We start from the raw sequence: 23,513 nt of genomic DNA on the forward strand, positions 1-23,513 counted from the left end.
AATATTGTTATTCTCCGGCAATAATGCTGTGAAGATTTTGTTTTAAAGTTTCCAGATGAGCTTTTTTCTCGTCGATAGAATCATAAGTATCTCTCAACATAGGATTTTCTCTTGATGGGTTTTTAAAGAACGCCAGATTGTTTTCCAGTTTTACGATTTCGGCTTCAAGATCAGAAATCTGGCTCTTGATTTTTCTTGCTTTGTCTGTAAGCTGGTTTTCAGATAATCCTTCTTCTTTAAGTTCAAGCTCGTTGATTTTATTTAATTTCAGTTTTTCTCTCAACGTTTTGTTGAATTCTGTGTTGATGGAGATTTTATCTCTCGGTACTTTTCCGATGTTGTTCCATGCGGTTTTAATGGCTTCAATTCTTTCGATGCTGCCTTCCTCGTTCCCGATTGTTTTCAGTTCATCAAGAATTGCTTTTTTCTGCTTGTAATTTTCTTTCCAGTTATCCGTAGAAGCATTGCTCTTTTCACGGTAGTTGTTGAAGAATGCATTACACGCATCACGGAATTCATCCCAGATTTTATTCGTCATGCTTTTCGGAACATGACCGATTTTTTTCCAGTCTTCCTGAAGTTTTTTGAACAAAGGAACGGCGATATCCCATTCTTCGTTATTCTGGTTGTCTTTCGCAGTCTGGATCAGTTTTAATTTTTCTTCCAGATTCGCTTGCTGAGAACCTTTTAACGATTTATAATAGGTATTTTTTGTTGTGTTGAATCCTCTCAGAATTGTTTTAAATTCATTCCAGTTCTGGTTGGAAAGCTTTCTCGGAACACTTCCTGTTTTCAGGAATTCCGAACGAAGTTCTTCCACTCTGCGGATCGCATTCTGCCAGTAGTTATGGTTAGGACTTTCTCCGGGCTCAGAAAGTTTCTTAATTTCAGCAATAATCTGATTTTTCTTTTCCAGATTTTCGTTCTGCTCCGTTTCAATAGCTGCGGAAAGTTCAGATTTTCTCTCGTGAATCTTGTTTGAGATTTCTTTGAATTCTTCCCACGTTTTCTCACGGAATTCTTCGGCAACCGGTTCTGCCTCTTCTTTCCAGAGTTTATGAAGATACTGAAGTTCATTCAGCGCTTTCTGAATTACAGGCTCGTGTTCAAGCTGTTTTGCACGTTCAATGATGTGTTGTCTTTTTTCAAGATTGTGGCTGTATTCCTGCTCCAGAAATTCTTTATTCAGATCAAGCATCTGATAAAACTGGTTCAGATGGTGGAAATAATTGTTGTTGAGAATCCTGAATTCAGATTTTGCAACCTGTCCCGCTTTAGACCATTCTTCTTTAATTTCTCTAATCGATTTGAAAAGATTGGTTCCCGGTTCGGAGTTGGTATAAAGGTTTTTAAGTCTTTCGATAATACTCTGGCGGTGTTCCAGATTTTTTTTCTGCTCTTCTTCCTGACCTTTCTGGTAGGCATCATGCTTTTCTCTGAAAATATTCACCAAAGCAGAGAATTTTGCCTGAGAAGGATGCTCATAGCTGAAATTTTCAGGAGCATTTCCGGCTTCTGTATACTCATGCTTTTTATCTTCCACTTCATCATGGATGTAATGACTTGCTTTTTCTTTCAGCTGATTGAATTTTTTGAAATCCTCACCTGCGTTTGGCGCATTGATGATTCTTTCCATTTCCTTTAAGGCATCGGCAAGAGAAATGTCTACATCCTCGTGTTCTTCTTCATGTTCTGTCTCTTCATGATGAACATTTTCATCCTGAACTTCCGTGTTTTCCAATGGCTTTTCCTGAAGGACTTCGTTAGAGTTCTTGTTTTCCTCGTTTTCAGAAAGGTTGTTTTCTGTAGTCATAGCAAATCGTTTATGTGAGTGGCATTAAAATATCCTCTAAATATAATGCTAAAAAGCTAATATAGTACTAATTTATGTTATTTTTTTTGAAAGTTCCAAATTTCCCAGGCTTTTTCTGCCTGCTGTTCCAGCATATAATAACCGTTCACTGTTTTGGCTCCCTTTTCAGCGGCATTGATGATGAATTTGGTATAGTTTGGGTTGTAAATTAAATCAATAATTAAATGTTCTTTTGAAAGCCCTTCGAAAGGGAAATTCAGACAGTCTTCCACATTCGGGAAAGTTCCTACCGGAGTACACTGGATAATCAGCTTATGATTCTCAACGGTAGCAGCATCTAAATTGTCATAATTAATTTCCGTGCTTCGGGAAACCGTAACCGATGGAATTCCGTGTTTATCCAAAACATATTTTACGGCTTTTGCAGCGCCTCCGTTTCCTAAAATGATGGCTGAATCATGATGTAGTTTTTTGTGAAGCAGCAAAGTCTTTTCAAATCCGAAAGCATCGGTATTATAACCTGTTTTCTTTCCGTTTTCAATCAATACACAGTTTACAGCCCCGATGTTCTTCGCTTCATCGCTCAGTTCATCCAGATAATCAATAATTTTTTCTTTGTAGGGAATTGTTACGTTAAATCCTGCTAAATCCGGAGCAGAGAACAGATTTTTTACTTCATCGATCTCATTTAAATCGAAAATACTGTAAGAATAGCCTTTCAGCATCAGTTTCTGAAATTTGTCTTCAAAGTATTTTTTTGAGAAAGAGTAGGAAATGTTTTTCCCGATCAAGCCTAATTTTTTATTGGAATCCATAGGATAAAATTATAAAAAAAGACCGGAAAAACCGGTCTTTCATATAAATATTTTTTTGTCTTAGTTTACTATAAATTTCGCGGAATAAGAATCCGTTTTCAGAATGTAGTTTCCTTTGGACAATCCTTTCAGGTTAATTCTGTTAGAGGTTTTGAAAGGATTTTCAATCGTTTCGATCAGTTTTCCGGACAGATCATAGATCTGAGCTTTTGATATTCTGTTCAGATTTTCTCCTTTTACAAATAATTCATTGTTTTTTACAGGATTAGGATAGATCGTAAACTGAGATTTATCTTTGGTTGTTTCTGCAGTTGCCAATGAAGTGAAGCAGGTCCAGCTTAGATCATCAATTGCCACTCTGTTTCCGGAAACAGGATTGATCAGTTTAATCGTAATATTTCCGCTTACGTTGATGTTATTAATCGTAGTAGTTGTAGGAGCTGCGGCATTATAAGGAATGGTTCCTACCTGAACTCCGTTTACTTCAACATTTAATGAGCTGTCGGTTCCTCCGAATTTTAACTGTGCAGTTACCGTTAAACTCTGGATTCCTCCTGAAACTACAGAGCTTAGTAAATTTCCGTTTCTCACAGTAATAGCCTTACCGTTGATAGTCTGGTCTGTTCTTGCATCTGTTGCAGTCCATGTGATATTATTGTTAGTCCAGGTTTGGGTGGCGTAGGTTGAAGAGGCAGCAGGAATATTTGAGAAATCTTCTGTTCCGCAGCTTCCGCCCGGCTGTCCGCCTGCAAGAGTGGTTCCCGAAGCGGTATTACTTGCCGGAGAAGCATTTCCTGCGGCGTCTTTTGCAATTACATAAAAATTATAGGTTGTGGAAGGGTTCAATCCTGAAACCGTAGCAGTTGTTCCGGTAACCGTAGAATACAAAATGCCATCTTTATAAATGTCATATCCTGTAACGCCAACATTATCTGTAGAAGCCGTCCAGCTTAAAGAAATCGTGTTGGATGTAGGATTACTGGTCGCCAAATTGGTAGGAGCAGTAGGAGCCTGTGTGTCAACAACCGGAGTTCCCCAGATCTGAGCAACGTATTCAGGATGGTCGATGTATGGATTTCTGTTTCCCTGATAATTGTAAGAAGCATTGTTTCTTGCAATTTCAGTAGCAGAAACTGGATCTGCATTATGCCACGCCAATAGCTGGTTCAGTTCCCATGTCTGTAATCCCGGAAATGCGGAACCTCCCAACATATTTCCTGTTCCGAAACCGGAAAGCTGAGATTCATATCTTGTTACGAAATACAGGATCATTCTGGCAATATCACCTTTAAAAGCATCAATCGGCTCAAAAACCGTCCCCGAATATCCCGGAGAAACAGAAGTTCCCAGTTTTGATCCGTTTAAAGAAGTGAAAGATGCAGTTCCCACTTTTCCGTATGGAAAGTTAGATCTCATCCCGTTTACTTTTCCGTCTGTTGGTCTGATGAAATTAATGTCTGAAACCATCGGAGCATTGCTGCTGAATAAACTTTGAGGAACAACGTGCTCCCTGTTATAGCAGCCTCCTTCTCCGCTGTAAGATCCGCACTGTCCTGAAGGGTAATTATAAGAGTAAGGATCTGTACCGTTTGGATTTTCAGAGTATATATCTAAAATGGTATTATCGTTTTCATAGCCTGTCATGGCGATGTTATCACGGTCTGTCGTTGCGTAACCAGTCCATAAACCATTATAACCGTTGTCGATGTGACCGTTTGTGATAATCTGTTTCAGTTTGGTTTTTAAAGCAGCTCCGGTAAGACCTGCAGTTCCGTCGTAATATCCCGTAGGAATCTGAGCGAATGTACTTATCAAGACAAAGCTCAATAAAAAAGAGAATAATTTACGTTTCATTTTTAAAAATTGGGACGCAAAGATACGAAAAAATGAAAGCTTATGTATTAATTTTTAGTAATATAATCTTTGCTGATCTTAGAAAATGCCCATGAAATTCCAAAACCGAATAACGATGCGGTAACGGCAACAATAAGATAATTTTTACCCACTATTTTCACCGGAAAAGGTAAGGTTTCGTTGGCTTTAAAGAACTCTGTGAACTGCTGGAAATAGCAGAGCCCCGTTCCTAAAATTAAACCCGAAATAATTCCTAAAATAACAATTAAAACTCCGGTATAGAAATAGACCTGTCTTAAATGACTTAACGGAAATCCTAAGGAAATAAGGGATTTTGCCTGTTCTTTTTTATCAAGCTGAAGAATAATAATGGCACCTGCTAAATTGAATGTTGTAATGAATATAACCAATGCGAAAATTAAATAAATAAACAGCTTTTCTGTATTAATCATCTTCCAGAATGCTGCATTTTCTTCTTCTTTGGTTTTTATTTCAATACCTTTTCCAAGAGACGAAATCAGCTTTTGTTTTACAGAATCTGCATTTTCCGGATTTTTTAATTTAATAACAATTTGATAGGCAGAGTGCTTTGGGAGGTTTAACAGTTCTTCAGTTAATTCAACAGGAGCAATAATATAATTGTCCAGCTGGTCTTTTCCTGCAAAAACTCCGGAGACGAGAATGTCTTTTTTGTTATAAATATCTTCTTCTTTATTGATGATGCCGGTTCCCGGTTTCGGCATAAAAATCGTTGCATAATCCGAAGTTGAGGGTACAGGAATCGAAAGTCTGTTATCCAGAGAGTTTTCCATTAAAACTTCATTGGAATATTTAAAGCTCGGATAAGCGCCGTAAAAAACATCTTTGTTGATGGGATTTACTTTCGTATAAGCAGAATCTACCCCTCTCAGATAAGCAATATCGCCTTTTCCGTTATAGCTGATGTAGACTTTTTCTTCAATAACTCTCGAAAAATTGCTGATCTCTTTATTGTTTTTGAGAACGGAATTTATTTTATCAAAATCTTTCAGCGTTTTTCCGAAAGCACTTTTAAGGGTAAGATCGGCATGGAGATTTGAAATTAAGTCTTTGTTAAGATCTTCAAGCCCCGAAAAGACTGAAATAATAACGAACATTGCAGTAACGGCAACCGTCATCGCACCAACCGCCAGCCACGTAATAAACGTAACGGCAGTACTGCCTTTTTTAGACAAAAGGTATCGGGAAGCGATATAAAATGCAATGTTTTTCAAGGGCTACAGAATAGGGTTGTCTCCTTCACCTCTCAATTCTCGTTCCAGTTTTTCAACGTCGTCCAGAGAAGTGTCTAAGTAGAAATTAAGATTAGGGATTACACGAACCTGCTTCGCCATTTTCTGACCGATGAAGTTTCTGTATTGTGCCTTGTTCTCCTCAATTTCCTTCATCACAGCTTTGCGGTGTTCCTGAGGAAATATGCTTAAATAAATTTTGGCAATACCCAGATCCGCCGTTACTTTTACATCCGAAACCGTTACCAGAATGCTTTGTCTGCTTTCTGAAGCCTGCTTGCGGAAAAGTTCTGCGAAATCTTCCTGTATAATCTGTGCTACTTTTCTTTGTCTGTTACTTTCCATAATTTCTGCAAATTTAGTACTTTTGTTTGAATTGATACTTTGAAATCTGGTCGCTGTATCAAATTTACGACTTAATTTATTTAAATATTTATGAAATTAGAACATATCGGCATTGCCGTAAAATCTTTAGGCGTTTCTGATGAACTTTTTGCAAAGCTCTTAGGGAAGGAATCTTATAAACAGGAATCTGTGGAAAGAGAAGGGGTGGTAACTTCTTTTTATGCTGCCGGAGAAAGTAAGATTGAGCTTTTGGAGGCGAGTAAAGAAGATAGTCCGATCTCAAAATTTATTGAAAAAAAGGGTGAAGGCATCCATCATCTGGCTTTTGGTGTGGAAAATATTCTGGAGGAAGTGCAAAGACTGAAAAAAGAAGGTTTTGAATTTATCTCGGAAGAGCCGAAAGAAGGTGCTGATAATAAATTAGTTGTCTTCCTTCATCCCAAATCCACAAACGGCGTGCTGGTAGAACTTTGCCAAGAAAAGCAATAAAAAATTTTGTAGTGAAAGAAATTTTACTATTTTTGCAAACACAAAATTTAACCAAGTTTTGAGGTCCTATAGCTCAGTTGGTTAGAGCACCTGACTCATAATCAGGTGGTCCCTGGTTCGAGCCCAGGTGGGACCACCCAACTGACAAAGTCGCCAATTTGGCGACTTTGTTGTTTTTAATTGTTTGATAAACAAAGTTATACCCGCTTACAAACGGGTTCGAGAAATCCAGAATAAAATTATGGGATTTTTGGGGCATTTCTCGAACCGCTTTTTACTTCATTTTGCAATATTCAAATAATCAAATAGTTATAATTAAAAAAACTCACAACTAAATTATTTTTAACTTTTGGAAATTAAGCGTTTTTATTTTAATGAATTTACGATTGTTCTGAAACTCTCCAACGCTGATTCTATGTTTTCTACAATATCGACCGCTATTTCATCCGGTTCAGGTAAGTTGTCTAAATCTGCTAGAGATTGGTCTTTCAGCCAAGTGATATCTAAACTCGTTTTATCTCTTGCCAAAATTTCTTCATACGTAAACTTTCTCCATCTTCCTTCCGGATTGCTTTCTGCGTGATAGGTTTCTTTTCTTTTGCCTGTATTTCCTTCCTGATACAAATCAATAAACTCCTGTAAATCCTGTAATTTCAAAGGATTTTTCTTTAAGGTATGATGAATATTGGTTCTGTAATCATATACCCAAACCTCTTTAGTCCAAGATTTTTTACTTGATGGTTTTCCGTCAAAGAATAGAACATTCGCTTTAACACCATTGGCATAGAAAATACCCGTTGGCAAACGTAAAATGGTATGCAAATCGGTTGTTTCCATTAGTTTTTTACGCACCGTTTCACCTGTTCCTCCTTCAAACAAGACATTATCCGGCAAAACTACCGCTGCTTTTCCTGTTTCTTTAAGCATGGTTTTGATGTGCTGCACAAAGTTCAGTTGTTTGTTGCTGGTGGTAACCCAAAAATCCTGACGATTGTACGTTAACTCATCTTTTTCCTGTTCTCCTGCTTCATTGGTAAACGTCATACTGCTTTTTTTACCAAAAGGCGGATTGGCAAGGATATAATCAAAACGCTCTCCTGAATCTGCAATTAGGGAATCATTAGGCGAAATAAAATTATCAGAATCGATGTCCCCAATATTGTGCAGAAACAAATTCATTAAAGCCAATCGTCTGGTGCTGGCTACAATTTCATTGCCTTTGAAAGTGTGGTATTTTAAAAACTGTCTCTGTTCTTTATCAAGATTATGGTGTTCTGTAAGCCAATCATAAGCTGCCAAAAAGAAACCTCCTGTTCCACAAGCTGGGTCTCCAATGGTTTTGTTAGGTTGAGGATTAATACAAGCTACCATTGCTTTAATTAAAGGACGAGGGGTAAAATACTGTCCCGCTCCGCTTTTGGTGTCTTCTGCGTTTTTCTCCAGCAAACCTTCATAAATATCTCCTTTGTCTTTTACGCCCATCATTACCCATTGCTCTGCATCAATCATTTTGATGAGTTTGTAGAGTTTGGCAGGGTCTTGTATTTTGTTCTGGCTTTTGGCAAATATCTGTCCCAGTATTCCTTTGCTTTTGCCGAGTTCTCTTAGCATTACGTTGTAATGCACTTCCAAAGCTTCTCCACTGTATTGCAAAAGACTTTCCCAAGTGTATTCTTCAGGAATGTTTAAATTACGGTTATGGGGTGGCAAACTGTATTCGTGTGCCATTTTTAGGAAAAGCAAATAGGTAAGCTGCTCCAGATAATCTCCATAACCTACGCCGTCATCTCTTAAAGTATTACAAAACGCCCATACTTTGCTTACTATTGCTGAATTATTGTTGCTCATTTTTTAAATCTTAATTATTGTGAAGCCTCTTTTTGTTAGAAAATCTTGAGCCATATAAGTATTAAAAACCTTTGGATTTGGATCAAGCTCTTCTCCGTTGGCATAAATATTAGCCCAAGAAATTATTAATTTACAAGGATATTCTTTTTCTTCATACCACATTGCATATTCTCTTGCATATCTACGCGCAGGTATTCCTTCTTTTTCAATTCTTATTATTGCTTGAAAAATATGTTCTCGATTAATGTTTGAAGGTATTGACATATTTATAAATATGAAATTTTTGAAAATATACTTATTGCTAATTCAGTAGCTTCAAAATTATTACTAAAATGTATTTCATTTTGAAATTTAGGCCAATAACCTAATTTATTTCTTATTAAATAAACTAATTCTCCTTCAATAGCTTCTATCACTTCTCTTCTATTGTCATATTCTTTGGTAAAAGTTACTACATTTACAGTCAGATTTCTTTTTGGGTTTTTATCGTTATCTAACCATTTGTAGCCTTTATAACCATTTCGAGCAATATCATTATTATTTTTATAATAGTTATAAGCATTACAACCTCTTAGAAGTCGAATTTTCATAGAAGTATGCGCCTCACCAACATAAAATATTTCATTGTTATAATGAATTATATATAACTTGCGCCTTTCCTTTATCAACGCTACACCAGTATTAGGCTCTAGCTTAATTGAGCATGATAGATCTTCATTATCTGTAATTTTTAGTTCATAAGTTTCAAACTTCATTTTAGTTATATTTCATCAATCATTCTTTGAATTCTTTTAATATTTTTAATAGTTGAGTTTAAATCCAAAAAACCATTGGCATCTGTTTTTATATATGGATTAGATAAAGCTGCAACCGTCATCCACTTTCCAATTCTTCCATTTTGGTATATATCAATGTTATGCTCTTTAGCCTTTAGATATAGTAAGTTTCTAAAATGACTTCTTGTAGCTTCTGCATCTTTTTTATCTTCAGGTGACATTTTAAAACAAAATTTATTATGCTCTAATTGAAGATAATACTCATATTTCAAATTGTCATTTGTTTCTTTGGAATACCAATACCACCAAAATCCTAAAAAACCACCATTTTTTTGCGGAACATAACCCCATTCACAATCTTCTAATCTATGTTGTAAAGCTGTATAAAATCCTTTCCAACTATCCCAATGCCATTCATTTACAGGTAGACTCAAATAACTTTGAACAGAGTTTTCGATACTTGTTAAATGTTCATAAAAGTCTATAAAAATATCATTTTTTATACCCGAACTAATTCCAAAATTCAAAACTTCTAAAAAATCATTTCTTAGAAATGTTTGATAACCTATATTTCTGATTGTTATAAAGTTACTTTGATCACCAGTTTTAAAAAATACAGGGTAAATGTTTTCATTAGTGTATTGTTCTTGAAGAGTTGAATAATACCTTTCTAACTGATTGCTATGATGATTTGTATGTACTTTATCTTCTATCAAAATTACCTTTGTATTGTCTACTACACAAACTATGTCAATATTTTGATGCTGCTTATATACTTCAACATTTTCAAAATTAATTATAGCTCCATTTGTGAGTTTGTTAATTAATAATTTTGAAGTTTCAAATAATTCTTTAGATTCTTTTCTATTTGCCCAGCTTAATAGCCAACAAATAAAGGCATCTTGACTTAATTCAGAAGTAGCCCAATTAAAAATGTTAGGTTTCATTTTTTAGTATTTTTTATAGTTATTTTTTATACTAACTCCCCACTAAAAGCCTTCTTCAAAATACTCTGCCTCAAAGCTTCTGCTTTTTGCAGGCTTTCCTGTATGCTTTGCTCCATTTTATCGGCTACACTTAAACGGCTTTCGATTTCTTGGACGATTTGGTGTTGTTCTTTTAAAGGTGGTCTTTTAACATTTTCATTAAACAACTGTTTTCTATCCAAAGTTGGTACAGCTGTACTTGCACTAAAAGATTTGAAATTAAACTGTTTATAAAAATAATAAACAAATTTTGGATAATTTTCACAAAAATCTTTTACATATAATACAGTATTGTGTGGCCAGTATTTTTCTACTTCAACATAGTTAATATTCCCAACACTACCACTTCTACCTGTTGTCAAACAAGGTCCTTTTGCTTTAAAATCATTATGATAACCATTGATTCCAGCAGAAGTAATAACTGGAAATTCACCATCTATTATTTTTGAAAGAGGTAAATCGTAACCTCTTTGTAATTTACTAAAATCATTAAACTTAACCATTTCCCAACCATCCGGCAACTCACCATTTTTTACATTTTCATTAGTCAATTTCCCTTCAAAAGCAGATTTTAGTACGCTTTGTCGATAGGTTTTGAGTTGCTGTTGTGCGGTTTTTAGTTCTGCAATGCCTTTATCTAGCTCACTAAAGAGTTCTTCTATTTTGGAGACGATGGCGTGTTGGGTTTCGAGCGGGGGTAAAACAATTTCCATTTCTTCAATTTTCTTTGAAGAAATATTGGGTTGTGCTCCTCCATAAGCATCTTTTTCAATTTGTCTTTTTAAAGAATGTAATTGATGTAGAAGAAAATTGTTATCTAATTGTTTTTTATCAATAATATCAAATTTCCCAACTCGTTGATTCTGATATGCTTTTTCTTTAGATTTATATATTCCAAATTTACCTGTTGTTGCTCCTGACATTGCAACAATAATTTCATTTTCGTTTATGATATAATTATCATAAACAGAATCTTCAGAAACATAAACTGTATTTCTTGGAACGATTAACCCATCTTTAATATCCGAAATTCTAATAACAGGAATTCCATTATCAAGATAATTATCACTTTTAAATGCAAATCCATTTTTTAATTTACAGACTTCACCAAGTTTTTTTATTTGCCAGTTATTTTTAGTCATTTAAATTTTTTAGTGTTTTATTTTCTTCATTATAAAACTTTCCAACACATCAATCATTGATGTAATGAAAATAATTTGATGTTCTACTTCAGATTCATTTGATAGTTCAACAATTTTTCTCTGAAAATATTTACTTTTTTGCATAACAAATTACGCCGCTAAAACTTCATTCAATTCATCAATAATCTCCAAATACTGGTCTCCAAACAATTGGTAAAACTTACCTAAACCACCGTGTGCATTAAAAGGGTCTAACTCAAAATCTTCCTGTTCAAAATGGAAGGAGTTGGCGATAAAATCTTTTATCATACGCAGCCACTGCATTTGTTCTTCGGTAAAGGTATTATGTTTTCCCGCATTTTGTGCAAAAATCCATTGTTTAAAATTTCTATCTACTGTTCGGTCATACCCTGTAAGGTGTTCATCAATCTTCAGCGCTTTTCTGATCACAGACACCAAAAGCACCAATTCCTGTTTGGGTTTTTCGGTTCTGGTTTTCGGGGTGTTTTCTATCTGGCTGTATGCATCCCATAATTTGGCGGGTTGCAGTGCAGGTTGTTCCAAAATAAGTTTTTCATACAAATCTCGGATGAGCTTGTAGGTAAGTTCTCTTCTCCGATAAGGCGCATCATAGAAAATCTGCAATGCCAGAGCCTCGTCTTTGTTTTCCTGTACCCATCGTTCAAAAGCTTCCACGGTGCTCTCTGCCTGTTCTTTTTGGTCGGTTGCCCATCCTATATTGGTAATCTCGTCTATGTTTACGGTGTCTATGATCTGGTCGTATTTCTTGCGTATATCTACTATAAAATTGCGCAAATCCGGATTGTGCAGTTCTTCCACGGCTCTTTCTATTAAAGCCCGGTGATGTTCTTCTACCGCTTTTTCTTTTTCCGCAGGAGATCCGTCTGTTTTTTCATGCTCTACATTGGTTCTGATTTGCTCTAAGGCATCAGGATTATAAGCATCCAACAGTTTCTGAACCACCTGTTTTATCTGTAAACCATTGGCGTGTTCGCTAAAGACCGCTTTTTCTTTTTCATTGATTTGCCGGTCAAGGCGTATCAATCGGTTCGCCAGAGTAGTGAGCATTTCTTCGGAGCGGTTTCCCATCGCTATACTCTGCAAAACATCTTTCAGGGAAACGCCCGGTGCTTTTTCTAGTGGACGGCTATCGGTTTTCTGGGAACTTTCCACGCCTATTGCATCTATGATTACAAAATGGTCTTTGCTGTATTGTGCAGAAGGTGTTCCTTTCAGCCGCAATTCTTCCAATGAACAGGTTCTGGTTCCCCTGCCTTTCATCTGCTCATAATAGCTTTTGCTTTTTACGTCACGCATAAACAGCAAAACTTCCAGCGGACGAATGTCTGTTCCCGTAGCAATCATGTCTACCGTTACCGCAATTCTGGGATAATAATCATTCCTGAACTGGCTCAGAATACTTTTAGGGTCTTCTTGAGACTGGTAGGTAATTTTTTTACAGAACTTATTTTCTTCGCCAAATTCTTCTCTTACAATTTCTATAATATCTTCGGCGTGGCTGTCGGTTTTGGCAAAAACCAGCATTTTAGGGACTTCAAATTTTCCCTCTTTATCCAATCTGTCGGGAAACATCTGTGGCAGGTTTTCTTTTACCGCCTTGATGATGTTTCTTATGGTGCTTGGATTTACAATATCTTTGTCTAATTGCTTTCCGCTGTAGGCTACATCTTCATCTACTGTTTCCCAAAACTTTTTCCGGGTAAGGCGTTCTCTTTTATCTACACGTTCTCCCATCTGTATTTGTGCGCCTTCCTTGGTAATTTTGGTTTCAATGGTAAAAACATTGTAAGGAACTAAAACACCATCTACCACCGCTTTTTCATACCCGTAATCAGACACTACATTTTCATTGAAATAAGCAAAAGTCCGGTTGTCAGGAGTAGCGGTAAGCCCTACCTGAAATGCGTCAAAATAATCTAAAACCTGTTTCCAGAGATTGTAAATACTGCGGTGGCATTCATCGATAACGATAAAATCAAAAAATTCTACAGGAACTTTTTCATTATACACTACGGGCAAAGCTTCTTTGGGCTGAAAAGATTCATACGGATTGTTTTCTTCGGCACTCTCGTCTAATTCACTCCCTTTTAAAATAGAATACATTCTCTGAATGGTGCTTATATACACTTGGTTGTCATCAGGAATAAAACTGTTTTTCAATCGGGTAACAGGGTAGAGTTCAGAAAATTTGCTGTTGCTGTCATTGGGCAGATACGCCATAAATTCCTGCTCTGCCTGTTCGCCCAGGTTCTTAGTGTCTACCAGAAAAAGGATGCGTTTGGCTTTGGCATATTTTAGAAGCCTGTAAATAAAAGTAATAGCAGTAAATGTTTTACCAGAGCCGGTAGCCATTTGAACCAATGCTTTAGGTCTGAAATCTTTAAATGATTTTTCTAAATTGGTAATGGCGTCTATCTGGCAATCCCGTAAATTAAGAATAGGAAGTTCGGGAATATCCAGTAATCCGCTTCTTAAGGATTTCTCACTTTGAAACCATTTCAACAATGTTTCGGGTCTGTGAAAAGAAAAAATCTCTCTGGAGCGGGGTTTTGGATCTCTATAATTGGTAAACTTGGTAATCTCGCCTGTACTTACATACACAAACGGCAAAGGTTGATTATTAAGGTATTTTAATTTTGCATTGGCATAATCTTCTCCCTGCTCTTCAACTATAGAAAGGGTTTGCCCCATTTCCATTCTTTTTGCCTCTATAATTCCTACAGGGTTTCCTTTTACAAACAGCACATAATCGGCAGGCCCTACATCGGTAGTATATTCCCTTACCGCAACGCCAAGGTGAGAAGCCAGATTGATTTGGGTTTTATTTTGTATTACCCAACCGCTGGATTCTAATTTCTCATCAATAAGGTCTCTGGCTAATTGTTCAGGATTTTGATTCACAATGGCTTTAGTTTAAATAACAAATATAAACAAAACATTTTTTAATGAAAATACGGAAAACCGGAAAACAATATAGAAACTTTATTTTTATATTCTTTTCATTAAAAATAAAAGCAGTCTGCAGCTAAAAAAGAATTCCGGGGGATAGGAAAATGAAGGCAAATACTAATTTCAGAATTAACCGCAAAAGGAACACTAAAGACTTTATTGGATTTATTCAAAGTATTTCAAAAGTTTGCAAAGAGAAAAAATCTTTGATTTTTTTTAAACTTATGTGTTCTTTTTTAGATTTAAGTATTAAACTTAAACTACTAAAGTGCTACAATCTTTTGCTTCTTTTGCGGTTAAATAAAAGTTTAAACAGACTTATTCCAAAAGAATTAATTTTCTCTTGCAGTTCATCAAAATTTGAACACAAATAACATCATTATTTATCTTTTCTCCATTATAGATGCTGGCATAATAGGTGGTTTCAGTTAGTGATTTAAAGAAGTGAAATCAAATCTGTGCCTGCTTCTTTACATGAATTAGGAAAATATATTCTTCCCGACAAAAAGCTAAAAACCCATTATTTCCCAATCAAAAACCACTCAAAATTCTCTCGGAATTCTTCGGCTGTTGTTCGGTGTTTCTTCGGAAAAAATCCCATTTTTCCGAAGCCGATCCGAAGAAGACCCGAACATGATCCGAAGAAATGGGTTTTCAAACCGGTCAAAACCGGTCAAAAGCAGTCAAAACCGGTCATCTTTTTCACAGGTGCCTGAAATTGGAAAATTCTGTAATACCTTCGTTCTGTTAACCAATAAAAATGCACAAAATTTCGGATTTGATATTTAACCCAGATTGCTTCTTAAATACAAAAGGTGGCTTCGGCTCCGCTCAGCCACCTTTTTTTGCTTTTTTTAGTATTAGAAATTAGAAAAGATAATTAATAGACGGCTGGAAATAAACAAAATGGCTGAATGTAAAACTAAGTGACTGAGCATATTCATTAGGTGGCTGAGCGGAGCCGAAGCCACCTGTTGTTAAACATTCACCCCAAAAATAAACCACTTCACAACATTTTTCTCTTTGCAATCATAAAAACAATAATTTTGTATAATAACTATGAGTAAGAGAAAATTATTAATCTTTACGGGGGTAGTTCTGTTTTTACTCCAGCCGGTTCTTCTTCCTGCGTTTCCTATGGATAGCTCAGAACCTCATTATTTTAAAGATTTATCAGAAAATATACTGGGTAATTTGCTGATCCTCATCTTTTTTTACATCAATTACACTTACCTTATTCCGGGACTTTTATTTCAGAAAAAATATCTGCAGTATGGGTTTCTGGTTTTCTTGGGACTCATGGTCGTTTTACTTCTGCCATGGGCGCTTTTCGGATCTCATGCTCCGCCAGACTTTGCACAGCTGCCCTTCCATCCGAGAACCCATGAAAAAACAATGTTTCACAGGATTCAGCTGTTCTTCTCGGAGGTAGATCATCTGGTCTTCCTTTTCGTGGGGACGATATTTTTTTCCACCTTCTGGTTTGAAAGAATGCAGAACCAGAAAATTAAGAACGAAAAGCTGCAGGCAGAACTTTCTCACCTCAAACTGCAGATTCATCCCCATTTTTTATTCAATACCCTGAACAGTATTTATGCATTTGCGATAAAAAAAGACGATAAAACAGCAGATACGGTATTAGTTTTTTCAGATTTTATGCGGTATCTTTTACAGGATTCCTATCAGAATGAAGTTCTGCTGGAAAAAGAAATTCAGTATATCAGCAATTATATCGAGTTACAGAAGTCCAGACTGAGAAATTCTGTAGCCGTTGAATTTGAAAAAACAGGCGATTTTGATAATAAAAAAATTGCTCCTCTTATCCTGTTCACTTTTGTGGAAAATGCTTTTAAATATGGTGTAAATCCGGATGAAAATTCTGAAATAAAAATAGAAATATCTATACAGGAAAATGAATTGAATTTTATGGTTTTCAATAGAATTGTATCTGCCAAAAATATAGAATCCAGTAACATCGGGATTAAAAATACCAAAGAAAGGCTCATGCTTTATTATCCTCAAAAACATACGCTGGAGATTAAAGAAGATCAAAAGGCATTTATCGTCAATCTCAAAATTAATTTGTTATGATTACCGCTATAGCACTGGACGATGAACTACCATCCTTAGAGATCATAGAAGCATTCTGTGCGAATATTGAGGAGATAGACTTAAAGAAAACCTTCCTCAAGACCAGCGAAGCAAGATATTTTCTGGAAAACAATCCTGTGGATCTGCTTTTTCTGGATATTAATATGCCCGCTGCTTCAGGGATCGATTTTTATAAAACCTTGCCACAGGAAACCCTGGTGATTTTTACAACAGCGTATAAAGAATATGCTGTAGAGAGCTACGAGATCGGAGCTTTTGATTATCTGCTGAAACCATTTAGCTTTCAGCGTTTTAAAATGGCAGTCGACAGAGCAGCGGAGCAAAAAAAATTACTCTCTGCCCACGATGAAGGTTTTATCTACTTTCGGGTAGATTACGGATTGGTAAAAGTTGTTTTCAGTGAGATTCTGTACATCGAGGGACAGGATAACTATGTGAAATTTTACTTTGAAAACCAAAAATCACTTTTAGTAAGAATTACCATAAAAGAACTTTTGGAAAAACTTCCTGAGCAGCATTTCTGCAGAATCCACCGTTCCAGTATTGTTTCTTTAGCAAAAATAACTTCTTTCAGGCACAAGACAGTTTATATAAAAGATATTGCGCTTCCTGTAGGCAATACCTATGAAGAAGACTTTCTTAAAAAGATATAATTTAACGTGAGTTCGGGATAAGTCTTCTTAAACACCGTGTTAAACAAAGCGATTCAATTATCAGGAATTCAGCTTTTAAGATATACAAAGGCGTAAAACTGATCAAAGTAATACCATTTTTGTCTTTTTTAAATAAACGAAGTGCCTTTGTTTAGCTTACCAACTTTCAATAAGTAAAAAAATCTTTTGTTTTTCTTTGCGATAAATTAATATAATGCTATAAATCAATTGTTTAAATTTATTTCTTATCCCGAACTGAGGTTAAAATTAAAAATATACATTTTCACCACAACTATTTTATCATTGACCACACTTTCCTGAAACCCATGGGATTATTGATTTTTTTTGTAATGAATTTTAAAATAACATATTATGAAAAAAATCTTTTTGATGATAAGTGTTCTCGGCATTACGCTCAGCACTTTTATCGTTTCATGTTCTGATGATAATGATTCTGCAGATTCTGGTAATTCTACCAGCAACACAGGCGGAGGAGCATCTGATAATGCTGTGGGAACAACCGGAGCAGCATCCATAGCCGCTACAGATGTAACAGCCTGCGGTTCCGTAACGGGGGTTTCCAAAATTGTCTGTCTTACCGAACAGTTAAAAGCTACGCTTACTTCCTCACAGCTTGCCGCCGTTCAGCTGGATTATACCTATGCCAACATTAAAACCTGGTCTAATCTTCCTGCGGCGATGTCTGCAAGAAAAGGTATTCCTTTAGGGAATCTTAATGGAACACAGGTAGGTATTGCCAAAGCCATCATCAAAGAAATGAGCGGAACCACCGCTAATGAAGGCTATGATGAAATTCAGCAATTGCTGTATGCCGATAATTATCTCAATGCCAATGGAGGCGGAAGTACTTATGGTTCAGGAAATTTTTATCTGGCTTTCTTCGGGACTCCTTCTGCCACAGGGAAATTCGAAATTATGTTTACGGGGCATCATAAAACCATTGCCAATACCTATAATAATGGAGCTTTAGTAGCTGCAACCCCTTTGTTTACGGCTACTGAACCATTGTCTTTTGCGGTTAATTCTACAACGTATGCGCCGGTAGATCAGGAGAAAAATGCTATTGTTGCTTTACTTGGCGCGCTTTCTTCCACACAGCTTACCACTGCAAAAGCCAGTACAACGTTTACGGATCTGGTTTGCGGACCTACCGCCAACTGGAGTTTCCCGACTGCTTTTTCAGGGCTGCAGTGTTCTGCTTTGGATGCGACTCAAAAAGCACTGGTACTGAATGTAATTAAAACCTATGTAAATGATGTTTCCGATACCAGTGCAGCTTCTATTCTGGCAACCTACACATCAGAATTAGACAATACCTACATCTATTACAGCGGAAATACTTCAATGACGGTAAAAAATGATTACTTCAGAATTGCAGGTCCAAAAGTGTGGATCGAATTTTCCGTACAGGGCGGGATTGTTCTCAGCGGAGTGCACTATCACTCCATCTGGAGAGACAGAGTGAACGATTATGCAACGACTAATTCATAAAAAGATTCTTACCCAAACCTCAAAGGTTTTTAAAACCTGTGAGGTTTAGAAATCCACAATAAAAATCAGAAATGAAATGAGATTGCTTTTTTTCTTTCTTTTTCCGGTTTTAATATTTTCCCAGAGTACGATCAGGGGGATTATCTCTGATGAAAACGGTCATCCGGTAGAAAATGTTTTAGTAAAGAATATTTCTAAACCTTTGTATCATACCCATACCGATATTTCAGGGAATTTTTTGTTGGAAAATGTAAGCCCGGAAGATAGTCTGGAATTTGTTCATCAGGATTTTGAGACCCAAAAGATCGTTCTGAAAAATCTGGAAAACCTGAATATTATCTTAGAAAAAAAATCATTTCAGATCAAAGAAATCACCATTACGAAAAATTTAAAAAATTTAAATACCATTTCGAAAATCGATTTGCAGGTACAGCCTGTTGCTTCATCTCAGGATCTGCTGAGGAAAGTTCCGGGCTTATTTATCGGGCAGCACGCAGGAGGAGGAAAAGCTGAGCAGATTTTTCTGCGCGGTTTTGATGCCGATCACGGAACCGATGTTGCCATTTCTGTAGACGGAATGCCTGTAAACATGGTGTCTCACGCTCACGGACAGGGATATGCCGATCTACATTTCATAATTCCGGAAACGGTAGAAAGCATTGATTTTGATAAAGGATCTTATTTTGCGGATAAAGGCGATTTTGCCACTGCCGGATTTGTCGCTTTTAAAACCAGAGATTTCGTCGACAAAAGCAGTTTAGGATTGGAAATCGGGCAGTTTAATACCTTCAGAACTAACGGGATTTTTAATTTACTGAGCAAAAACAACCAGTCTGCCTATTTTGCGGGAGAGTTTTTAATGACGGATAATTATTTTGATGCTCCTCAAAACTTCAACCGCATCAACCTTTTTGGAAAATATACCTCAAGACTGAGCGATAAAGACAGACTGTCTGTTTCAGTTTCGCACTTTAACAGCAGATGGGATGCAAGCGGACAGATACCGGAAAGAGCTGTAAACAGCGGACTTATTTCGCATTTTGGAGCAATAGATAATACGGAAGGAGGTACAACAAGCCGAAGCAATTTCAATCTTCAGTATGAAAGAAAAATCAATGATGATGCTTTTATCAGAAATCAGGTGTATTTCAATAAATATGATTTTGAACTGTATTCTAATTTTACCTTTTTCCTGAATGATCCCATCAACGGAGATCAGATCAGGCAGAAAGAAAACAGGACGATTGTAGGATTTCAATCGGAATACAACGGGAAAATAAATGACAATATCAGTTTTAAAACAGGAGGAGGTTTACGAAATGATAACAATAAGGATATAGAACTTTCTCATACCAAGAACAGACAAACCGTTTTGCAATACCTCAGTCTGGGAGATATTAATCAGACTAATGTATTCGGGTACGGCAGTTGGGATTTCTCTTTCGGAAAGTGGCTGATTAATGCAGGATTGAGGGTAGATTATTTCAAATTTAATGTGGTGGATCAATTGGCAGAAAAATATCAGACTCAGTCTGAAGCAAAAGCTGTTCTTAGTCCGAAACTTAATTTTTTATACTCTTTTAATACAGGTTTTAATGCTTTTCTGAAGTTAGGAAAAGGCTTTCACAGCAATGATGCAAGAGTGGTAATTGCCGAAAAAGGGAAAAACATTCTGCCGGCTTCTTACAATGCCGATTTGGGATTTTCGTGGAAACCTCTTCCCAACTTGCTAATAAACGCCTCATTGTGGTATCTTTTTCTCGAACAGGAATTTGTTTATGTAGGCGATGAAGCGGTGGTGGAACCCTCAGGAAAAACAGCAAGAAAAGGTGTTGATGTGGGATTCCGTTATCAGCTGAACAACTGGCTCTTCTGGAATACCGATTTTACCTACACCCACGCAAGAGCCATAGAAGAAGCCAAAGGGAACGATTACATTCCTCTTGCTCCCAAAACTACCTTTGTCAGCGGATTGTCTGTGAAAAATCTTAACCGTTTTTCAGGAAGCATCAATGCAAGATATTTAGGAGACCGACCTGCGAATGAGGATAATTCTGTAACAGCGAAAGGGTATTTTATCACCGATTTTTCTGTGAACTATCAGTTCAGAAAAGTTTCTGTGGGAATTAATATCGATAATATTTTCAACACCAAATGGAAAGAAACCCAGTTCCTCACCGAAAGCCGTCTTCAAAACGAAACCGAAAGCGTGGAAGAGATCCATTATACCGCAGGAACGCCCTTTAATGCACGATTAATTTTAAAATACAACTTTTAGAGACCTATAATTTAAACACTTATACAATGAAAACACTATTCAGCATCACTGTAGCCACTTCTGTTGCGGCACTTTCATTTTTCAGCTTTTTTAAAAAAGATACGGAAACCCCAAAAGCAGCGTTTATGACGAATATTGCCAAGAAAAATAAAGCTGCGAAAACAGTGGTAACCACACAACAGATTATTGATCTTGCCAATGCCTTCAAAGCCACTCTTTCCAGTTCACAGATTTCAACGCTCGAGCTGGCTTATACGTATGCCAATGCAAAAACATGGTCGAATCTTCCTGCTGCCATGTCTCCGAGAATCGGACTGAAAATGGGAACTCTTACAACGGCTCAGTTAACCGCTGCCAGAAATCTCATTCAGGCTTTATCCGGAACAGGAAACGAAGGCTATAACGAGATCTACGGACTTTGGATGGCAGACAATTATCTTTCAAACAACGGAGGCGGAACCACTTACGGAGAAGGTAATTTTTATATCGGGTTTTTCGGAACTCCATCTTTATCAGGAACTTTTGAAATCCAGATGACAGGGCATCACAGAACGGTTTCCAACACCTATATCAACGGAGTTCTTGTGGGCGCAACTCCTTCTTTTGTCGCTGCGGAGCCTTTTGCCTCTTTTACCTATAATTCGGTAACCTATCAGCCAATGATTGAAGAAAAAACGGCTCTTGTGAATATGCTGTCCGGATTATCTTCTGCACAGCTTACTACGGCACAGCTTTCCACAACGTACACCGATTTGGTCTGCGGTCCCGGAAAAGACTGGCTGTTCCCGACCACCAAATCCGGACTGAAAGTAAGCAATTTAACGACCGCTCAGAAACAGCTCGTCTACAATGCAATTGCAACCTACGTAAATGATGTGGACGATACGAATGCGGCAACGATTATGACAAAATATAATAATGAACTGGATAATACATACATTGCATGGTCTACCGATGCCACACTGACCAACCAGAACGGTTATGTAAGAATAGACGGACCATCAGTCTGGATAGAATATTCTGTACAGAACGGAATTATCCTCACGCCTAAACATCCTCACAGCATTTGGAGAGATCATACAACAGATTACGGAGGAACGGGCAGTACATTATCCACCAATGAAACAGCTGCTTCGGTATCTAAACCTGTAGTTTACCCTAATCCGGTGAAAGATTTTGCAACCTTTAACTTTACAGCTTCTGAAAAGGGAAATACAAAAATCAACATCTATGACCAGAGCGGAAGATTGGCGAAAAGCATAGAAAAGAGCAGTCTGCCGAAAGGACAAAATTCTGTCTCTGCCGACTTAAGCAGTCTTGAAAAAGGAGTTTATACCTTCAATATACAACACAATGGTACAAAAACAAATGGGCAAAAGCTCATCAAAAAATAAAGGGCTGAAGAAACTGTTTCTGTTCTTTGTCCTTTTTTCAGTCTTTGCATCGGCACATCCGCTGCCGGATACAAAGGTCATGTTTCATATGTATCCGGGCGGTGCGGCGATAGATATTACTGCGCCGCTTCGGGATTTTGAAATCGTTTATAATGGTAAAATAACACCGGATCAGAAAAAAAAGATTCAGGAGTATTTTAAAGATCATATCAAAATTTCCTCTGAGAACAGATTCTGGAATATAGAACTTGTTGATTATAAGATCTCCAGAACACAGGATTCTGTGGTCGGGCTGTATGATAAAATAGATTTCAGAATTACGGCAAAACCACAAAAAAAAGAAGATACCCGAGATTTCACCCTTCATTACGATGCCTTTGTACACCAGATCTATAATCACAAATCGATTATAGGATTGGCTTCCGACTGGGAAAAAGGAGTACAGAATTCTAATCAGATTCTGGGGGTTGCAGCACGCGATCTGGACGGAAATATTCAGCCTTTAAATATATCATTAGAGGAAGGAAACTTTTTTACAGGGTTCAGAAGTATGGTCGAAATGGGTTTCAAGCATATTTTAGAAGGGAAAGACCATATTCTGTTTTTAATTTCCCTGCTTCTGGTTGCCCCGTTTTTTGTAGAAGACAGAAAATGGAAACTTCTCGACAATAAAAAATCTGCAGTAAAAAGAGTGGTAAAAATCGTAACCGCTTTTACGATAGGACATTCGCTGATGCTGATTCTGGGAGCCATCCATTTAATAAATATCAACCCGAATTATATAGAGATCGGGATTGCAATGACCATCTTACTGTCCGGAATCAACATTTCCAAACCCATCTTTTTGGGGAAAGAAGTTCTTATTGCCCTGCTTTTCGGCTTTGTGCATGGACTTGCTTTTGCCAATACCATTACGTTTTTTAATCTGGATATCAGTCAGTTTATCTGGAGTGTTTTAGGCTTCAATCTGGGAATAGAACTGGTGCAGATCCTGATTGTACTGATAAGTTTTCCTGTTATTCTTTACGTTTCCAACAGGTTTAAGAATATCGATTTTTACAGAGCGGCAGTTTCTGTTTTTGTGATTGTAATGGCTTGTTACTGGATCTATGAAAGAGTTGTAAGCCTGCCTTTCGTTATGGGATAACAGAATTGATCATGTAAAATACCCTTCATTTTTTTCAGAATAATTTTAAATCTTAATGCATTGCAGTATCTGTAATTGCATTAAGTT

General features: G+C 36.8%; 18 protein-coding genes and 1 tRNA gene. 8 read left to right on the top strand and 11 right to left on the bottom strand.

The features are described 5' to 3' along the window. Positions 1 to 7: 7 nt before the first annotated feature. From WFH39_RS10445 to rbfA, 5 genes are all read right to left on the bottom strand, one after another. Positions 8 to 1,813, bottom strand: coding sequence for a DUF349 domain-containing protein (locus WFH39_RS10445; RefSeq protein ID WP_336689847.1), 1,806 nt, complete (start codon positions 1,811 to 1,813; stop codon positions 8 to 10). A gap of 77 nt (positions 1,814 to 1,890) precedes the next feature. Continuing rightward, positions 1,891 to 2,628, bottom strand: a complete 738-nt coding sequence (locus WFH39_RS10450) for a shikimate dehydrogenase family protein (protein WP_336689848.1) — start codon at positions 2,626 to 2,628, stop codon at positions 1,891 to 1,893. 60 nt (positions 2,629 to 2,688) lie between these two features. Beyond that, positions 2,689 to 4,482: an endonuclease gene (locus WFH39_RS10455; protein WP_336689849.1), complete on the bottom strand. Its 1,794-nt coding sequence runs from the start codon at positions 4,480 to 4,482 to the stop codon at positions 2,689 to 2,691. A gap of 47 nt (positions 4,483 to 4,529) precedes the next feature. Next, complete coding sequence (locus tag WFH39_RS10460) at positions 4,530 to 5,735, bottom strand: ABC transporter permease (protein ID WP_336689850.1); 1,206 nt, start codon at positions 5,733 to 5,735, stop codon at positions 4,530 to 4,532. 3 nt (positions 5,736 to 5,738) lie between these two features. Continuing rightward, positions 5,739 to 6,098 carry a 30S ribosome-binding factor RbfA gene (gene rbfA / locus WFH39_RS10465; protein ID WP_235132816.1) on the bottom strand — a complete coding sequence of 120 codons (360 nt, stop codon included), beginning with the start codon at positions 6,096 to 6,098 and terminating at the stop codon, positions 5,739 to 5,741. Positions 6,099 to 6,188: 90 nt separating this feature from the next. On the opposite strand from rbfA, the gene mce reads away from it, so the two are divergent. Next, complete coding sequence (gene mce / locus WFH39_RS10470; RefSeq protein WP_087705849.1) at positions 6,189 to 6,587, top strand: methylmalonyl-CoA epimerase; 399 nt, start codon at positions 6,189 to 6,191, stop codon at positions 6,585 to 6,587. Positions 6,588 to 6,649: 62 nt separating this feature from the next. Continuing rightward, positions 6,650 to 6,723, top strand: a tRNA-Ile gene (locus WFH39_RS10475). A gap of 230 nt (positions 6,724 to 6,953) precedes the next feature. On the opposite strand, the gene WFH39_RS10480 is transcribed toward WFH39_RS10475, so the two are convergent. From WFH39_RS10480 to WFH39_RS10505, 6 genes are all read right to left on the bottom strand, one after another. After that, positions 6,954 to 8,435: a type I restriction-modification system subunit M gene (locus WFH39_RS10480; RefSeq protein ID WP_336689851.1), complete on the bottom strand. Its 1,482-nt coding sequence runs from the start codon at positions 8,433 to 8,435 to the stop codon at positions 6,954 to 6,956. 3 nt (positions 8,436 to 8,438) lie between these two features. Beyond that, positions 8,439 to 8,699 carry a hypothetical protein gene (locus WFH39_RS10485; RefSeq protein ID WP_336689852.1) on the bottom strand — a complete coding sequence of 87 codons (261 nt, stop codon included), beginning with the start codon at positions 8,697 to 8,699 and terminating at the stop codon, positions 8,439 to 8,441. 2 nt (positions 8,700 to 8,701) lie between these two features. Continuing rightward, entirely contained in the window at positions 8,702 to 9,190 is a 489-nt protein-coding gene (locus WFH39_RS10490; RefSeq protein ID WP_336689853.1) for a hypothetical protein, read from the bottom strand. A gap of 5 nt (positions 9,191 to 9,195) precedes the next feature. Beyond that, the gene (locus WFH39_RS10495; RefSeq protein WP_336689854.1) at positions 9,196 to 10,158 is read right to left on the bottom strand and encodes a PD-(D/E)XK nuclease family protein; all 963 of its coding nucleotides are present in this window, start codon (positions 10,156 to 10,158) and stop codon (positions 9,196 to 9,198) included. Between the two features lie 26 nt (positions 10,159 to 10,184). Continuing rightward, positions 10,185 to 11,339, bottom strand: coding sequence for a restriction endonuclease subunit S (locus WFH39_RS10500; RefSeq protein WP_336689855.1), 1,155 nt, complete (start codon positions 11,337 to 11,339; stop codon positions 10,185 to 10,187). Between the two features lie 150 nt (positions 11,340 to 11,489). Then, positions 11,490 to 14,282: a type I restriction endonuclease subunit R gene (locus tag WFH39_RS10505; RefSeq protein WP_336689856.1), complete on the bottom strand. Its 2,793-nt coding sequence runs from the start codon at positions 14,280 to 14,282 to the stop codon at positions 11,490 to 11,492. A gap of 1,107 nt (positions 14,283 to 15,389) precedes the next feature. Between WFH39_RS10505 and WFH39_RS10510 the strand changes: the two genes are divergently transcribed. The 6 genes from WFH39_RS10510 (at position 15,390) to WFH39_RS10535 (ending at position 23,426) form a co-directional block, all read left to right on the top strand. Then, entirely contained in the window at positions 15,390 to 16,421 is a 1,032-nt protein-coding gene (locus tag WFH39_RS10510; RefSeq protein WP_336689857.1) for a sensor histidine kinase, read from the top strand. Continuing rightward, entirely contained in the window at positions 16,418 to 17,095 is a 678-nt protein-coding gene (locus WFH39_RS10515) for a LytR/AlgR family response regulator transcription factor (protein ID WP_185206898.1), read from the top strand. Before WFH39_RS10510 ends, WFH39_RS10515 begins: the two co-directional genes overlap by 4 nt. A gap of 372 nt (positions 17,096 to 17,467) precedes the next feature. Then, on the top strand, positions 17,468 to 18,607 hold the full coding sequence (locus WFH39_RS10520) for a DUF3500 domain-containing protein (RefSeq protein ID WP_336689858.1): 1,140 nt from the start codon (positions 17,468 to 17,470) through the stop codon (positions 18,605 to 18,607). Positions 18,608 to 18,683: 76 nt separating this feature from the next. Next, positions 18,684 to 20,885 (top strand): TonB-dependent receptor, encoded by a 2,202-nt coding sequence (locus WFH39_RS10525; protein WP_336689859.1) that lies wholly within the window; start codon positions 18,684 to 18,686, stop codon positions 20,883 to 20,885. A gap of 26 nt (positions 20,886 to 20,911) precedes the next feature. Then, positions 20,912 to 22,279: a DUF3500 domain-containing protein gene (locus WFH39_RS10530; protein WP_336689860.1), complete on the top strand. Its 1,368-nt coding sequence runs from the start codon at positions 20,912 to 20,914 to the stop codon at positions 22,277 to 22,279. Further along, positions 22,239 to 23,426: a HupE/UreJ family protein gene (locus tag WFH39_RS10535; RefSeq protein WP_336689861.1), complete on the top strand. Its 1,188-nt coding sequence runs from the start codon at positions 22,239 to 22,241 to the stop codon at positions 23,424 to 23,426. Before WFH39_RS10530 ends, WFH39_RS10535 begins: the two co-directional genes overlap by 41 nt. The last annotated feature ends 87 nt before the right edge of the window (positions 23,427 to 23,513 follow it).

The sequence above is a fragment of the Chryseobacterium sp. MMO-72 genome (genome assembly GCF_037146035.1).
Lineage (GTDB): Bacteria > Bacteroidota > Bacteroidia > Flavobacteriales > Weeksellaceae > Chryseobacterium > Chryseobacterium indicum.

Excerpts from the sequence above, each read along its gene's own strand:
- WFH39_RS10500 (WP_336689855.1), bottom strand. The coding sequence starts at position 11,339 with ATGACTAAAAATAACTGGCAAATAAAAAAACTTGGTGAAGTCTGTAAA.
- WFH39_RS10515 (WP_185206898.1), top strand. The coding sequence starts at position 16,418 with ATGATTACCGCTATAGCACTGGACGATGAACTACCATCCTTAGAGATC.
- WFH39_RS10520 (WP_336689858.1), top strand. The coding sequence starts at position 17,468 with ATGAAAAAAATCTTTTTGATGATAAGTGTTCTCGGCATTACGCTCAGC.
- WFH39_RS10535 (WP_336689861.1), top strand. The coding sequence starts at position 22,239 with ATGGTACAAAAACAAATGGGCAAAAGCTCATCAAAAAATAAAGGGCTG.
- WFH39_RS10495 (WP_336689854.1), bottom strand. The coding sequence starts at position 10,158 with ATGAAACCTAACATTTTTAATTGGGCTACTTCTGAATTAAGTCAAGAT.
- WFH39_RS10530 (WP_336689860.1), top strand. The coding sequence starts at position 20,912 with ATGAAAACACTATTCAGCATCACTGTAGCCACTTCTGTTGCGGCACTT.
- rbfA (WP_235132816.1), bottom strand. The coding sequence starts at position 6,098 with ATGGAAAGTAACAGACAAAGAAAAGTAGCACAGATTATACAGGAAGAT.
- WFH39_RS10445 (WP_336689847.1), bottom strand. The coding sequence starts at position 1,813 with ATGACTACAGAAAACAACCTTTCTGAAAACGAGGAAAACAAGAACTCT.
- WFH39_RS10510 (WP_336689857.1), top strand. The coding sequence starts at position 15,390 with ATGAGTAAGAGAAAATTATTAATCTTTACGGGGGTAGTTCTGTTTTTA.
- WFH39_RS10480 (WP_336689851.1), bottom strand. The coding sequence starts at position 8,435 with ATGAGCAACAATAATTCAGCAATAGTAAGCAAAGTATGGGCGTTTTGT.
- mce (WP_087705849.1), top strand. The coding sequence starts at position 6,189 with ATGAAATTAGAACATATCGGCATTGCCGTAAAATCTTTAGGCGTTTCT.
- WFH39_RS10490 (WP_336689853.1), bottom strand. The coding sequence starts at position 9,190 with ATGAAGTTTGAAACTTATGAACTAAAAATTACAGATAATGAAGATCTA.
- WFH39_RS10485 (WP_336689852.1), bottom strand. The coding sequence starts at position 8,699 with ATGTCAATACCTTCAAACATTAATCGAGAACATATTTTTCAAGCAATA.
- WFH39_RS10455 (WP_336689849.1), bottom strand. The coding sequence starts at position 4,482 with ATGAAACGTAAATTATTCTCTTTTTTATTGAGCTTTGTCTTGATAAGT.
- WFH39_RS10525 (WP_336689859.1), top strand. The coding sequence starts at position 18,684 with ATGAGATTGCTTTTTTTCTTTCTTTTTCCGGTTTTAATATTTTCCCAG.
- WFH39_RS10450 (WP_336689848.1), bottom strand. The coding sequence starts at position 2,628 with ATGGATTCCAATAAAAAATTAGGCTTGATCGGGAAAAACATTTCCTAC.